Raw genomic sequence first — 12,956 nt, forward strand, 5'->3', positions numbered from 1 at the left:
GCGGGGCAGATCGCAATGACACCAGGGAACGAACTGAGAGCAGCATTCTCGCAGTGCAAGGGTGCGCTGCTCTGCGTCGGCGCTTTCTCGGCCATGGTCAACATTCTCGGCCTAACCGGATCGCTCTACATGCTGCAGGTCTACGACCGCGTGATGCCATCGCGGAGCATCCAGACGCTGGTCGGTATCACCGTCATCATGGTCTGGCTCTACGCAGCCTACGGTCTACTCGATTTCGTCCGCCTCCGGCTTCTGGTACGGATAGGCAACACGCTCGATCACAGGCTTCGCCGGCAGGCCTTCGAGGCATCGCTCCTGCTGCCCCTCAGGACGGGACACGATGGAGCGCGCGTCCAGCCCGTCCGCGATCTCGACCAGATACGCTCGTTCGTGTCGGGAACTGGCCCCACGGCTTTCTTCGACATGCCGTGGATTCCCGTCTACATCGCGTTCATCTTCATGCTGCATCCATGGCTAGGCGTCCTCGCCACGGCCGGGGCAGCGGTGATCGTGCTGCTCACGCTCGTTGCCGAGGCATTGGGCAGGGGTCCGGGCCGCAGGGCGACTGAATCGGTCATCGCGCGCTCGGCCTTCTCCGACGCGGGCCGCCGCAATGCCGAGATCATCCGGGCGATGGGCCTTTCGGGGCGGTTCGCGGCGTTCTGGAGCGAACAGAGCTCCCGCTTCCTAGCGGACCAGCGGCGGCTTTCCGACATTGTCGGCTTCACCGGTGCCATGTCGCGGACTCTCAGGATGATCCTCCAATCGCTCATGCTGGGTCTCGGGGCCTACCTTGCGATCGCAGGAGAAGCGACATCGGGCGTGATCATTGCCTCTTCGATCATGCTGGGCCGTTCGCTGGCGCCCGTGGACGTTGCGATCGCGAACTGGCGCGGCTTCATCTCCGCCCGCCAGAGCTACGGCCAGCTCTCGAGGACGCTCAAGGCATTTGTCGACCACGGTCGGCCGATGGCGCTGCCGCGTCCGCGCAACGTGCTTTCGGTGGACAGCCTGGCGGTAGCCGCGCCCGGCCAGCAGAAGCCTGTAATACAGAACGTGACGTTCGTTCTCCGCGCGGGCGCGGCCCTTGGCGTGATCGGGCCGAGCGCGTCAGGAAAATCCACGTTGGTTCGCGCTCTGGTCGGAGCGTGGCCTTCGCTGCGCGGTACCGTTCGTCTCGACCATGCGGCCCTTGACCAATGGGACCGCGAGGCACTCGGGCGTGACATCGGTTATCTTCCCCAGGACATCGAACTGTTCGACGGGACGGTCGCCGAAAACATCAGCCGCTTCGACGGGAACGCGTCGCCGAAGGATATCCTGGCGGCGGCGCAGGCTGCCGGGGTGGACAAGATGATCCTCTTGCTGCCGGACGGGTTCCAGACGCGTGTGGGGGAGCGCGGCACCGCCCTCTCTGCCGGGCAGCGGCAGCTCGTCGGACTGGCGCGGGCTCTATATGGCGAGCCTTTCCTTGTCGTGCTCGATGAACCCAATTCGAACCTCGATTCCGACGGCGACGACTCGCTGGCAACCGCGATCCAGGGAGTGCGCCAGAGGAGAGGGGTCGTCATCGTCGTCGCACATCGCCCGTCGGCACTGTCAAATGTCGACCAGCTCATGGTCATGGCGGCCGGAACCGTCCAGGCTTTCGGTCCCAAGGAAAGCGTGCTCGCCGCTGTCACGGGCGCCGCGGCAGCCCAGCGCCCTGAGGAGCCAGCCGCCAAACGCCGTGGTTCCACGGTCGTTCCGTTGCATCCGTCGAGCGAGCGCCATGTCTGAGGAATGCGTGCCGCAAGGTTCCAGAGACGGAGGTCTTCCTTGTCCGAATTGATCTCGCCCTTCAGGCTTCCGGGTTCCAGCTCGGTGTACGCTCCCGAGAAATCCGGCGAAGGCATCCGGGCGAACATCTTGCTGGGACTGACAGTCTCCGTTGTGCTTGTCGGCGGCGTCGGCGCTTGGGCCGCAACGACATCGCTTGCCGGAGCAGTGATCGCATCGGGCACCGTGGTCGTCGAAAGCAGCGCCAAAAAAGTGCAGCACCAGACCGGAGGCATTGTCGGAGCCATCAACGTCCGCGAAGGCGACCGCGTGGCAGCGGGCGACGTGATCGTCCGGCTCGACGAGACCCTGACGCGCGCGAACCTCCAGATCATCGCCCAGCAGTACGACCGCACGATCGCGCGCCAGGCGCGGCTGCAGGCCGAACGGCTGGGGCTTCCATCTATCGAGTTTCCGGAAAGCCTCGTGGAACGGATGGCGGAGCCTGATGTGGACCTCCTGGTTGCCGGGGAGAAAGCGCTGTTCGAAAGCCGGACCAAGGCTGCTGCCGGGCTGAAGTCGCAGCTTGAGGCCCGGTCTGGGCAGCTGGCAAGGCAGATCGAGGGCCTAGCCGCGCAGCGAAAGTCCATGGACGAATCGGCGGCGCTGGTCGAAAGGGACTACAACAGCCTGAAAACGCTCTACGACAAAAAGTTGGTGTCGCTGGAAAGGGTGAGCCAGCTTCAGCTCGAGCTGTCGCGGCTGCGCGGCGAGTCCGGACGCCTCGCGGCCGCTATCGCCGAAACCGAAGGCAAAATCAGCGAAACCAGGCTGCAGGCCCTGCAGGTCGACGAGGAGATGCGCAAGGAAGTTAACGAGGAATTGCGCGAACTCGACGGCAAGGAGGTCGAACTCGTCGAGCGGAAGACAGTGGCGCAGGATCAGCTTGCGCGGACCGAAATCCGGGCTCCACAGGCAGGACTCGTGCAGGAGCTTGCCGTGCATACCGTCGGCGGCGTGATCAGTCCCGGGGAAACCATCATGCTGATCGTTCCAGAACAGGACAGGCTCGTGGTCGATGCCATGGTTACGCCCGCCAGCATCGATGACGTCGAGCCTGGACAGCCCGTTTCGATACGCTTCTCGGCGTTCGACGCGAATACGACCCCGGAATGCAAGGGCACCGTGCAGAGAGTCTCTGCCGACCTGATCAAGGATCCACAGCGGCAGATTTCCTATTTCGTAGCGAGGACGACGCTCGACGACCAGAAGTCATGCCTGCGTGGCAGCAGGCGGCTCCAGCCAGGCATGCCCGCGGAGGTCCACATCCAGACGGGCGAACGCAACGTTTGGTCCTACGTGATGAAGCCTTTGTCGGACCAGGTTCACAGGGCGTTTCGGGAGTAGAGGTCACCAACCGATATGACCCCGGTCAACACTGACTTTTAGGAAGCCACAGGTTCGGAAATCTTTGCCAAGGTCGACTGTGCCGGCGAGGAAATTTCGTGCCTGTTCCGCGAGCGGCCGCCGCTCAAGCAGGGCGCCCAGATACGGATCGAGGTAGACCGCGCCTGTGCCCACCTGTTCGACGCGAAAACCGGCCGGCGCCTGTGACCCGGCGCGGTTGCGCGGCGGGTTCGCTGACGCGAAGCTTGAATAGCGAGTCAGGCCGCCCTCAGGGCCGCCCGCGATGGTGATGCGGCTTGGCGGTGCTGCCGCCAGGAGGGCCGGAACTAGTGTTTTTGGGCGATGTTGAAAAGCGATGCCTGAACCGGAACGGCGACCTCATCTGCTTTGGTGACCTTATCGCCGCCTTAGCCCGCTGCCTTACTGGCCCTTGCCGCTGCTCCTCCGCCGCGGCGGTAAACTGCGGAGCCTGCATCCGCCCGATGCACCCAGTCTTCAGCTTGCGTCTGGGGTTCGCCAGGAAATCGGCGACAACCTCCGATCCGCAAGGGTCGGAATCGATCACATCGTGCCCAATCCCGCGAAGAACGACCACCTGCCCAAAAGGAAGGCTTTTGGCCGCACGATATGCCCAGTGAGTTGGTGTTGCCGGATCATACTCTCCCGACAACAGCAGGGTCGGGATGTCCAAGCGGCGGGGATGCTTTTGCGAAACCGTCGTTCCTTCAGGAAACCAAAGCGGGCAAACCCAGGTATAGTCGGCCTCTCCGATCCACTTCGTCCAGTATTCGAGGCGCTTGTCCGGCAGCGCGGATCGGTTGGTCTCAGAGCAAGTGATCGAAAAATCCATGCCCTGGGCAATCTCGGTATCGTCATGTTCAAAGATCATATCCGCAAGCGGTCTGAAATCGTTTTCGTACGTTTTTTCGACTAGCTTTGGAAGATCTTCGATAGCGTAACGATCATATAGCAACCCGAATATAAGCTCAAGAAAATCCGCGCCGGAGACATATCTGTACTGAGCGGGAGCGTTTTCTCTGTCATCGCTCCGCAAAAGCACCGGCTGTTTGTCCAGCTGCTTTACGATCGCTCGCAGCGCGTCTCCCAATCCGCGCATGCAATTTTTTGATTTTTGGCAATCTCGTTCCAGCAGTCGCAAAGAACGATCCAGATTTCGCCCATCTTCCTTGAGGTAGTCGATATCAAGGGGAAGAACGGAATCCAGAATGCTCGCTGAGATGCCCTCTGGATGCTCGTTCATCACTTCCAAGGCAAGTCTTGTGCCGTAAGAGACGCCGTAGAGTACCCACTTCCTTATGCCAAGAGCCTTCCGAACGTCGTTGACGTCTGCTGCATTTTCGGCGGTGTTGTAGGCGAAGAGGTCAATGTCCTTTGCTATCAGCGCGCTTCGGCACGCGACCACCTCATCTCTCATGAGCTTGTCAAAGCTGATCTCAGCATCGACACTTAGCGAAATGGAGTTCCAATGATCGGCCTTGAAGTATCGCGAACAGCTGAGCCTGGGGATCGACTTTCCTATCCCTCGTTGGTCGACCACGACCACTCGGCGCCCGATCATCCAATTTTGATCACTTATGAACTGCCACCATGCCTCGATGTCTTCCCTGTCGCCAATATCGGTGGGCTGGCCAGGCCCGCCCGTGAGAAACACGATGGGCTCATGCCGCTCGCGGTCGGGTTCGAAGACCACCACCGATAGAGTGATTTCAGTCTCAGAAGCTTTTTTGCGGTTTTCAGGGACATTGAGAGTCCCGCACGTCATTCCACGGTCGCGCGGAATCTCGAACCAACAATTCGTTTTCTTGAACTCTCCCGCATGGATATCTCCGCTCCACGCGCAAAAGAGAAATACAGCTGACGCGAGCTTAAAGAGCACTCGATCCAGATTGATGAACATACGTCGGAAAGAAGCGTGCATGTTGCCCTCCATCATGCAGCAGGCCCTGAGGCATTCTCTCGCCACCGCTGAGCTTGGACATCATCCCGGTCGTAGCTGGCGTCGCATCACCCGGCGGGATGAATGCGGTCAGTGTGGCAAATACAATAGCGACTTTATCGGTGCTGCTCGACGAATGCCTTGCAGGGGAGTGACAACTGCTCGATCTTGCTTTCGAGATCGCATTTGCCGATCGGCATCATTGGGCAGAGCCGTCTGTAATCACGGTTGCATTGCTTGCCCTGGAAATCTTTGAAAGCTTTTGCTTCGGCGATCGTCGGGTTCAACAGTATTCCCGAGCAGGCTAACGCCAAGCCTAACCACAGATGCTTCCCCACAACGCTCTCCACCGGTTGGTCCGCAATATACGGCGCATAGGGTACTCCCTACGCAGTAGAATGATCGTAGTTTTCCCTGCCCCACCAATAGCTGCCAGCTCATCTCGATAATAGAGTGGTTTTCCTGGGCCGCGCATGACCCATTTGGGTAGAGAATCATGGACGACAAACGCGTCCGGGCAGTTGTCACCGTTGGCCTACCCCTGAGCCTCAGGAGCGCGCTGACTTACTCCTTCGGGCCGCGGCAACAATCCCAGACTATCGTGACGAGATCGCCGTCGCATTCGGGTTGGCGCATGCTGACGAGATCGTCGGCAAGCACTCGGACTGCTTCGCAGCAACCACGGTCGCCGCCGGCGTTGATCATCAGCAAATCCATACGAGTCTGAGCCGGCCGGCAAAAAAGCCGTACTAAATTGCCGCGAAAAGTACGGCGGCCTCGTTTTTTAAGTGGTTGAAAAACATGGTGATCCCGACAGGAATAGAACCTGTGACCTACAGATTAAGACTACAGATCTGGGTCATGCTCTAGAGCCAGATACCATCTTTACGGTCGAGCGGGCCAACGCTCTCGGGTCCCGGATCAGCTTCTGCGGCTTCTGCGCCGTAGACCGCCCACAGCATGTAGACAAAATACCCGACCTGCAAAACTATCGGGCTAATGACCGCCCAGCCGATTGAACCCGTTGCCCAATACGTCGAGATCGACACAAGGCACGACGTAGTGAGTATCCCCACCAGGACCTGCAGAACATTCATCTGTTTTTTCAAAGCGTCCCGGAACTGACAACAGCCGAGAGGCTCCCCCAACCCAATACTCGGTACTCAATACCCCGAACCAACATCCCATTATTTTAGAGGTTGCGCAAGTACCATGTCGGGTAGCGGCTGCGACATGCAACCTTCAGTTTAAAATTGTTGATTCCGGCGGTCTGTCGGCTGCCAACGAAGGGTGTAAAAGCTGGTGGAGGCGACTCTCGCGGATGGCTCCGCCTGGGGCGATCGGGTGTATCCTCATTGTCGTCCGCCTTGGCCTGTCCTTCAGGCGATTCACACCGCAGGCGGAGCAAGTTGCCGCCCTGCAAGCGGGGAAGCCGATTGGCCAGGACGGCTGCACGGTCTGGGCAGATCGGTCAGCCTCCCATCATCCCAGCGGATGATCTAAAGCGCGTCGCGTTTGCCCGGCCTCATGCGACGCGCTTTAGGTTGTTGTTTTTATGCATGTCGTTGTCGCAAAACCGCTGCACACTTTTGCGCGACATGCATTAACCTTCCAATCGGCCGCGGTCCAAAGCAGGTGCAGATATCTGGTTAGAGGAGATCCATAGACCAAAAATTCCGATTGGCGTCCTAGCCCCTCTGTGATCGTCAACTGGGCAGACGAGACAGCTCGAAGTCGGTTCCATTTCTGGATAGCAGCTGCTCGGCGGACCGGAACATGTCGTCGAACGCGAGTTCATTCTCGAAGACTACCCCTCCGACGCCTATGCTCAGGACATCCTCCGCCCCTTTTGGCGCGAAATAGACTTTCGCAACGCGCGCCCGGATACGCTCACCGACCTCCTTGGCGTCTTCTTCGGTGGCACCAGGTAGAAATACCCCAAAGATGGATGTCCCTATGCGGCCGATCAGATCCTCCTCGCGCACTGATGACTTTATGGTCGAGGCTATGAGCCGCAAGGCCTCGTCGCCCCATTCAATACCAAATCGCAGGTTGATGGATCGAAGGTGTTCGGGATGGATGACCAGGAAGGCGCCCGAACGAGAGCCATGCTCAGATGGCTTCTTTACTCTCCGTTCGATGATCGAAGTAAAAACCGTTCCGTTCAAGCAGCCCGTCAGGCCGTCGTAGGTCGCTGACTTGTTCAGCTCTTGCCGATAGCGGTGGATCTCAACCCGACCCCAGCCGATCAACAGGAAAAGCGGTAGCCCAATGGCGAGGGGGACGAGCGTTGCCGTGACAACGCCGCGTCCGAACGGCGTGAGCCCATCGGCGAACAGGAGCAGATAGTTGAGGGCCAGCGAAAAGCCCAAACTCCCGGCGGTTCCCAGAAGCGTCAGCCATGCGATACTCTTCCACGCCTGGGCAGAGCTGTTCGCCATCGATTTTGTCACTAACCGATCTCCTGTCAGATAGGCTGGCATAAGGCCGGCAAGTTACAAATTCCGTCTCAAAAGCCAATACAATTTGATCGATCTGACTGAACGAGCTCTGGCTGACCACAGATGAAGCTGGAGTTGCCCGCGAGAAAGATGGAAGACAACAGTTAACAAACTAAGTGTCGGCGCAGGCTGAACAACCAGCAGCGCAGGCAACCGCCTGTATCAGCATGCTGCGCTAGAGCCTGCCCCGATAAAATCGGGATGGTGCTCTATCTTTTTGTTTGAGCATGATCTTTCCGAAAACCGGATTCCACTTTCGGATCATGCTCCAGCGTCGGCAAGTACGGTTCCCTGAGGGCTCAAACGACGAGCTGACTATCGAGGCGGGCCGAATATACCCATCTCCGTATTCATAGCTGTCACCTCCGCCATGCCGTAGATACCGCTCGGCAATGACAGGGCCCAGCCATTGGAAACCAGCCAGGCGCCGACATCCTGCCTGCCGAGGCTGCATGGCGCGGCGATAGCGAAACGATCAATTTCCGGTGGCACGAAACATTTCAGCGCGCGTCCGCGCAACCAGGAGTTGAAGGTTGCGCGCGCGCGTTGGCCGCAAGGCCAGACGACGTCATCAAAGGAACAGGTCTTGTCAGTGGCAATGCTCTGGACCCCGCTGATGACCACCGTCCGTCCCATCGATTCGAAGATCGCGGACGAACTCGCAATCGGAGCGTAGAGCAGGACCTCCCGCCAGTCTTGCGGCATCGGCGTTTTCGGGGGCACGGCGAGACCGAGTTCGCTGAGTGGCGGACGGGGCTCGATCCGTTCGACTTCCCAGGAATCAAGTTGTGGCGGAGCGATGAGGTCCTGAGCAATCTTGCGTGCCGGCTCTCGCCGTTGAGCGTCGAGAACGGTTGCGCCCGGTCGGGTTGGCTGCTTGCCGCGAATATCATGAGACGGCGCAGCAACAGGTCGGTCGACCGAAAGCAAAGCCCCGCCCTGGATGATCAGGAGGAGCCCGGCCAGAAGCTCCAGGCTTGCGAGCGCGACAGCCAAGCGGATGCGGCTCGGCCTGTCCATCAGGTCGAGAAGGTCCTACGGGCTCGCGCCGGGTCAAAAACCCGACGTCGATCTGGCAACCAATTTGAGCGCACCCTTTTCAACTCGATAGAACGGCATCGATCGCTGGCTGGATCCGTCGGCGCGAAACCGGAACAGACCTGTGGATCCGCGAAACCCGCTCGGATTTTCGAGTACCTGTTTGCTGAAGCCATCGGGTCCAACTGCGCTGGCGATCCCAGCAGTCAGCGCAACCATATCATAGGCGTAGGCGACATTGACGTCGGGCTGATAGTTATAGGTAGTCTTGAAGCGGTCGGCGATTGGTCCGGTTTCGCGCGGATCGAGCGTGGCGATATGGGCCCCTTCAAACAGCGGTTCGATCGGGCGTTCCAGCCAGCGGTTTGTTCCCACCACAGCGATTGTTCTTCCCGGGATACCCTTCGATTTCAGGGCGGCAAGGATTTGCAGCGGGCTGTCGTCTCCGCTGGCGACAATGACGGCGTCCGGAGCATCCACGAGTGAGCTCATGTCGGTGACCGCTTTGGTGCCGCCGTCGCCTGCCGAGTACGGGATAGTGACCGCCAGCGTTGCGCCATAGATGCTTAGGCTGTTCGCGACCCGCTTTTCGACGGCACTGCTGTTGGAGCCAGCTGCGACAAGCAATACGAACTTCTTGCTGCCTTTCGCCGCGATGCCTGCGGCGCCCGCCGCCGCGCTGTCTGCCTCGCTGAGGCGCACGGCATAAACGCCGGGACCGCCTGTGAAATTGTTGGCAAGTGCCAACACTGGCGGCCGTTTCGGTCCCGACAATTTGGCAATGTGCTGTGCCGCGGGTAGTTCGGTCGGACCGATGACGACTTTCGCCCCCGTCGTGATCGCCTTTATCGACAATTGGCTGGCGTGTGCACTGTCGCCCTGCGTGTCCTCGACCGTCAGTGTGAGCAATCCATTGCCAAGATCCGCCATTGCGAGTTTTGCGGCATCGAGCATCTTCCTGCCGGTTTCCCCCGCGGCTCCAGGGGCGGACAAGGGCAGCAGCATCGTGATCTTCGCCGAACCACTGCCGATCGATTGCGTCGCCTGGGCTCGGCCCGCAACTGCGGCGTCATTCTGCACTGCGGGTGCGGCGATTGCAGCCGGATCGAGCGCTTTGGAAACGCTGCCCTTCGACTGGCAACCTGACAATATCACGGCGAGCGCAAAGGCAATTGCCCTCGTCCGCAGCCAAAGGACCTGTCGGCCAGCTTCCATGATTTTCCACCCTGCGTGCCGCCGGATCACTTCCCGGTCTGATCTTCCAGTCATGTCACGGCTGAGTTGCGCCGTCTTGTGGTTCTTTAGCCTGCAAAAGCCGGGCTCTGAGCGCCTTGATCATGGCGTGTGCGAGCCGCGGCTCCAGGCCGTAGATCGACGACTGGCAGGTCGCAAATGCCTTCAGCGTTTCTCTCGTCCATTCCTGGGTGGCATCGCGGCGCGTCGGCCGCAACCGCTCGGGCAAAGCATTTTGTGCTCTAGTGGATTGTTCCGACTCACCCTGCGCCGGCAGCATGGCAAGAACCTACCAAGGCGATCGTTCCGGCGATCGCCCGCAGCAGTGTTCGGGCGGCCATCATTGTCAGCCAGCCGGCGCGTCGCCGCCTTTTTGATCAGTTCATGTACTCGACCATGCGGTCGTGGAAACACTCGCATTTGTTCAGGTAGTCTTCGTCGCGATAATTTGTCTTCAAATAGCCGTAAGCCTTGCCGCAGGCGACCTTGGCCTCGGAGGCCCAGACGAAGACAGGCCGTGACGAATGGATCCATTCCGAACTGTTGGCGACGGCGACAGACTCGTCCATCAGTTGCACTACCTGGTTCTTGAGATCGACGATGTTGTCGGTCTGCACCAGGTTGGACGTGCCGACGACGCGACAATAATCGACCGACGGAGCTTCGATGATGTCGGCGGCATACCCCGTCGATCCAACAGCCAGGAACAGTGTTGCACCGGCAACCAGAAGTCTTGCAGACTTTTTCATGATGAATTCCCCTCTACCATTCGAATGTATAGCATAGCACCTAGCCCGTGCACTATTCCCCCTAAACCGCATTGGCCGCGGTCGTATGCTGGGTTATTCCGTCGTCATAAAGCAGCGTGATCGTGCTGGACACCGGCACGTTCGTTAGCGTGGCCACGTCGACGAAATTGGTGCCGTTGGCCGTACCGTCGGCATCGACGCTTAGCGTGCCGGTCCCCGCGTCGTAGTTCACGAACTCGCCGATATTGGCTCCCCCCGGGGCTGTGTCGAACAACGACGTCAGGTCGATCACGTCGCCCTGGCCGCCGGCGCCGCTGTAGTCGGGGATGAGATCCTTGATGTCCAGCTGGTCGAGTTTGAACGTATCAGCGCCGTTTCCTCCAGTCATCGTGTCTTGGCCGAAACCTCCAACAAGGAGATCGTTGCCGTCGCCACCGCTGATAAGATCGCTGCCACCACCGCCGCTGAGGAAATCATTGCCTCCCCTGCCTATGATGACGTCATTGCCACCATTGCCATTGAGGTGGTCGATACCGGATGTGCCATAGATCTGGTCGGCCAAGGTGGCATCGCCATTCACCGTTATTCCAGGATCGCCTGGATCATGGGAGAAGAATTCGAATCTGACTGCGCGGGCCTGGTAGTTGCCGCCATCATTGTCGAAATAGGAAACTGTCCATGTGTCGCCGGCGGCCGGTGGATTTGCGATCAGATAGTCCGCGAGCGTTGTCGTCGTTGCGACCCCGGCGCCGTCGAGAAGGAAGATATGGTCGTAGTCGACGGTCGCCTTCATCAGTCCGGTGGCCGGGTCGTAGGTCCAACTCTGCTCAAATGTTCCGGCAGTCAAATCGTCTTCAACAACTGCAAAACGGTTCGCTCCGATCCTGATCTCGACTTGAACTTCCTCTTCGCGATGCGATCCCGCACTGTCGTCTCCGAAGACGCCTGGATTGCGTTCCCCTAGCGGGATCGGAGTTACGAAGGGCGACTCCTGGAAATCGGTGTAGACTACTAGCGTCGAGCCATGAGGATCGGCCGTTATGGCGCTTACCGTGGCTTGGGAGAGGCTCAGGTTCTGGGTCTGGTCGTTTCCTGACGTGAGCGGGCTGTTACCATTACCCACCTGTGCGGTATCGCTGGGCAAGCTGGTCGGCGGGACTTCGTGGATGCCAACGGTCTGAGTGGCGTGGGCGGTGCCGTCGAAGACGTCCAGCGATAGATTGACGTTGACGGTGTCGGTTACCGTTGTGGTCGGCCTGTAGACCAGGTCGTCCAGCAGGTTGATGCCGCCGGCCGGATCGTAGAGCACAGTGCCGGCCGTCAGGGCGACGTAGGTGGCGCCATCGAAATAGAACGTGCCTGTGGGGATCGTCCCCGTCGCGGTGACGATGAGGTTATCGCCATCCGCATCGGTCGGGACAGTCACCAGCAAGGGATATCCGTCGGGATAGCTCGGCGTGCTCAAAGTTTGCTGTGCCGGGTCGCTCGACATCCAGTTCTGGGTGTTGGCCGCAACAGGCGCATTGTTGACGTCCGACAGGGTGATGGTCAGCGTCGTCGTCGACAGGTCGCCGTCGCCGTCCATGATGGTGTAGACGAAGGTGTCGGTGGCACCGCCGGCCGGCACGACGTTGGCAAAGCCGTCATAGCTGTAGGAGCCGTTGGCGTTCAGCGTCAGCGTGCCGTAAGTGCCGGCAATGCCGGCGCCGCCGAGCCCGCCGCTCACCGGGCTGGCGGTGTTGCTGCCGGCGGCCACGCCGACAACGCCGCCACCGGCGGCTGCAGCGTCGGCGCCGAACACGTCGTCGGTGCCGTCGCTCAGCACGTTGCCGGTGGCGATGGCGCCCTCGGCCACGCTGTTGGTGTTGGCGTTCGCCGTCGGCACGTCGTCGACGACGTCGATGGTGATGGTGCTGGTGATCGTGTTGCCGTTGGCGTCGGTCGCCTGGTAGGTGAAGCTCTCGACGTTGTCGACCGTGTTGGTGCCGTTGTTGGCATCGGCGCCGTCGACCGGTGCGGTCAGCGTGTAGCTGTAGCTGCCGTCGGCATTGAAGGTCAGCGTGCCGTGCGAGCCGGTCGCGCTGCTCAGCAGCGCATAGGTGTAGGGGCCGCTGCCGCCGGAGACGTTGTCGGCGACCGTGCCGGTCACCGTCTCGGCCGGGCTGGCCGGATTGCTGCCGATCGCAAGTGCTGCTTCGTTGACCGTGGCGTCGTCATTGGCGGCCGCCAGGCCGCTGTCCGACAGGGTGATGGTCAGCGTCGTCGTCGACAGGTCGCCGTCGCCGTCCATGATGGTGTAGACGAAGGTGTCGG

11 protein-coding genes and 1 tRNA gene are annotated in these 12,956 nt (G+C 60.1%); 2 read left to right on the forward strand and 10 right to left on the reverse strand.

The features are described from left to right. Positions 1-15: 15 nt before the first annotated feature. The gene (locus tag AC0L3L_RS05760; RefSeq protein WP_473636866.1) at positions 16-1,779 is read left to right on the forward strand and encodes a type I secretion system permease/ATPase; all 1,764 of its coding nucleotides are present in this window, start codon (positions 16-18) and stop codon (positions 1,777-1,779) included. 39 nt (positions 1,780-1,818) lie between these two features. Continuing rightward, complete coding sequence (locus AC0L3L_RS05765) at positions 1,819-3,165, forward strand: HlyD family type I secretion periplasmic adaptor subunit (protein WP_473636867.1); 1,347 nt, start codon at positions 1,819-1,821, stop codon at positions 3,163-3,165. A 268-nt stretch (positions 3,166-3,433) separates the two neighbouring features. Here AC0L3L_RS05765 and AC0L3L_RS05770 read toward each other — a convergent pair whose 3' ends face one another. The 10 genes from AC0L3L_RS05770 to AC0L3L_RS05815 form a co-directional block, all read right to left on the reverse strand. After that, positions 3,434-5,104, reverse strand: a complete 1,671-nt coding sequence (locus AC0L3L_RS05770) for an alpha/beta hydrolase (RefSeq protein ID WP_473636868.1) — start codon at positions 5,102-5,104, stop codon at positions 3,434-3,436. Between the two features lie 134 nt (positions 5,105-5,238). Next, positions 5,239-5,409: a hypothetical protein gene (locus tag AC0L3L_RS05775; RefSeq protein ID WP_473636869.1), complete on the reverse strand. Its 171-nt coding sequence runs from the start codon at positions 5,407-5,409 to the stop codon at positions 5,239-5,241. 277 nt (positions 5,410-5,686) lie between these two features. Further along, on the reverse strand, positions 5,687-5,827 hold the full coding sequence (locus AC0L3L_RS05780; RefSeq protein WP_473636870.1) for a hypothetical protein: 141 nt from the start codon (positions 5,825-5,827) through the stop codon (positions 5,687-5,689). 97 nt (positions 5,828-5,924) lie between these two features. Then, positions 5,925-6,045 (reverse strand) — tRNA-OTHER (locus AC0L3L_RS05785). A 783-nt stretch (positions 6,046-6,828) separates the two neighbouring features. Next, positions 6,829-7,575, reverse strand: coding sequence for a GGDEF domain-containing protein (locus AC0L3L_RS05790; protein WP_473636871.1), 747 nt, complete (start codon positions 7,573-7,575; stop codon positions 6,829-6,831). A gap of 363 nt (positions 7,576-7,938) precedes the next feature. Next, positions 7,939-8,643, reverse strand: a complete 705-nt coding sequence (locus tag AC0L3L_RS05795) for a thermonuclease family protein (protein WP_473636872.1) — start codon at positions 8,641-8,643, stop codon at positions 7,939-7,941. A gap of 33 nt (positions 8,644-8,676) precedes the next feature. Next, positions 8,677-9,930 carry an ABC transporter substrate-binding protein gene (locus tag AC0L3L_RS05800; protein WP_473636873.1) on the reverse strand — a complete coding sequence of 418 codons (1,254 nt, stop codon included), beginning with the start codon at positions 9,928-9,930 and terminating at the stop codon, positions 8,677-8,679. 1 nt (position 9,931) lies between these two features. Beyond that, complete coding sequence (locus AC0L3L_RS05805) at positions 9,932-10,174, reverse strand: hypothetical protein (protein WP_473636874.1); 243 nt, start codon at positions 10,172-10,174, stop codon at positions 9,932-9,934. A 97-nt stretch (positions 10,175-10,271) separates the two neighbouring features. After that, positions 10,272-10,643, reverse strand: a complete 372-nt coding sequence (locus AC0L3L_RS05810) for a hypothetical protein (RefSeq protein ID WP_473529075.1) — start codon at positions 10,641-10,643, stop codon at positions 10,272-10,274. A 61-nt stretch (positions 10,644-10,704) separates the two neighbouring features. Continuing rightward, on the reverse strand, positions 10,705-12,956 hold a 2,252-nt coding region (locus tag AC0L3L_RS05815; RefSeq protein ID WP_473636875.1), incomplete at its 5' end, for an Ig-like domain-containing protein.

This window comes from Mesorhizobium sp. WSM4849 (assembly GCF_055811385.1).